Consider the following 1,958-nt stretch of genomic DNA (forward strand, 5'->3'; position numbering starts at 1 on the left):
CCTACACCCTTACCCCGGGACAACCACCGCCCGGGCTGGACTACCTTCCTGCGTCACCCCATCGCTTACCTACTACAAGTCTGGTCCGTCGGCTCCACCACTCCCCTCAACTCCGAAGAGATCAGGGCGGCTTCACGGACTTAGCATCGCCTGATTCGATATTGGGCGCTTCAAAGCGGGTACCGGAATATCAACCGGTTGTCCATCGACTACGCCTGTCGGCCTCGCCTTAGGTCCCGACTTACCCTGGGCAGATCAGCTTGACCCAGGAACCCTTAGTCAATCGGCGCAAGAGTTTCCCACTCTTGTATCGCTACTCATGCCTGCATTCTCACTCGTGAACCATCCACAACTCGTTTCCACGGCTGCTTCACCCGGCACACGACGCTCCCCTACCCATCACAGCCCCCGTTAGGGGTACATGCTGCAATGACACGACTTCGGCGGTGTACTTGAGCCCCGCTACATTGTCGGCGCGGAATCACTTGACCAGTGAGCTATTACGCACTCTTTCAAGGATGGCTGCTTCTAAGCCAACCTCCTGGTTGTCTCTGCGACTCCACATCCTTTCCCACTTAGCACACGCTTAGGGGCCTTAGTCGATGCTCTGGGCTGTTTCCCTCTCGACCATGGAGCTTATCCCCCACAGTCTCACTGCCGCGCTCTCACTTACCGGCATTCGGAGTTTGGCTAAGGTCAGTAACCCGGTAGGGCCCATCGCCTATCCAGTGCTCTACCTCCGGCAAGAAACACACGACGCTGCACCTAAATGCATTTCGGGGAGAACCAGCTATCACGGAGTTTGATTGGCCTTTCACCCCTAACCACAGGTCATCCCCCAGGTTTTCAACCCTGGTGGGTTCGGTCCTCCACGAAGTCTTACCTCCGCTTCAACCTGCCCATGGCTAGATCACTCCGCTTCGGGTCTAGAGCGTGCAACTCAAACGCCCTCTTCGGACTCGCTTTCGCTACGGCTTCCCCACACGGGTTAACCTCGCTACACACCGCTAACTCGCAGGCTCATTCTTCAAAAGGCACGCAGTCACGAGAACAAGGCAAGCCTTGTTCCGACGCTCCCACGGCTTGTAGGCACACGGTTTCAGGTACTATTTCACTCCGCTCCCGCGGTACTTTTCACCATTCCCTCACGGTACTATCCGCTATCGGTCACCAGGGAATATTTAGGCTTAACGGGTGGTCCCGCCAGATTCACACGGGATTTCACGGGCCCCGTGCTACTTGGGAGATGAGCAAGCAAGCCGCTAATGTTTCAGCTACGGGGGTCTTACCCTCTACGCCGGACCTTTCGCATGTCCTTCGCCTACATCAACGGTTTCTGACTCGCCCAGCCGCCGGCAGACGACTGAAGCTCATTCCCACAACCCCGCACTGGCAACCCCTGCCGGGTATCACACCAATACGGTTTGGCCTCATCCAGTTTCGCTCGCCACTACTCCCGGAATCACGGTTGTTTTCTCTTCCTGCGGGTACTGAGATGTTTCACTTCCCCGCGTTCCCTCCACACTGCCTATGTGTTCAGCAGCGGGTGACAGCCCATGACGACTGCCGGGTTTCCCCATTCGGACACCCCCGGATCAAAGCTCGGTTGACAGCTCCCCGGGGCCTATCGCGGCCTCCCACGTCCTTCATCGGTTCCTGGTGCCAAGGCATCCACCGTGCGCCCTTAAAAACTTGGCCACAGATGCTCGCGTCCACTGTGCAGTTCTCAAACAACGACCAGCCACCCGTCACACACCCACCAGGGGTCCTTCACCGGGGCCGGCAGCCGAAGGACGAGCAACGCTCGCACCCTCAGACACCCAACAGCGTGCCCGACCCGACCAGTTCAAACCCGCGTTCCACGCCGAAGCAGTACTAACAGAACCAAACCAATCGCGCCGAATAGTCAACGTTCCACCCATGAGCAACCAGCATCAGACACTCGCTGATGTACTGGC

1 rRNA gene is annotated in these 1,958 nt (G+C 57.8%); it reads right to left on the bottom strand.

Features of this window, described 5'->3' with window-relative positions:
* Nucleotides 1-1,698 (bottom strand): 23S ribosomal RNA (locus MUU72_RS35045); the annotation flags it as partial.
* Nucleotides 1,699-1,958 lie beyond the last annotated feature (260 nt).

The organism is Streptomyces rhizoryzae (assembly GCF_023155275.1).
GTDB classification, from domain to species: domain Bacteria; phylum Actinomycetota; class Actinomycetes; order Streptomycetales; family Streptomycetaceae; genus Streptomyces; species Streptomyces rhizoryzae.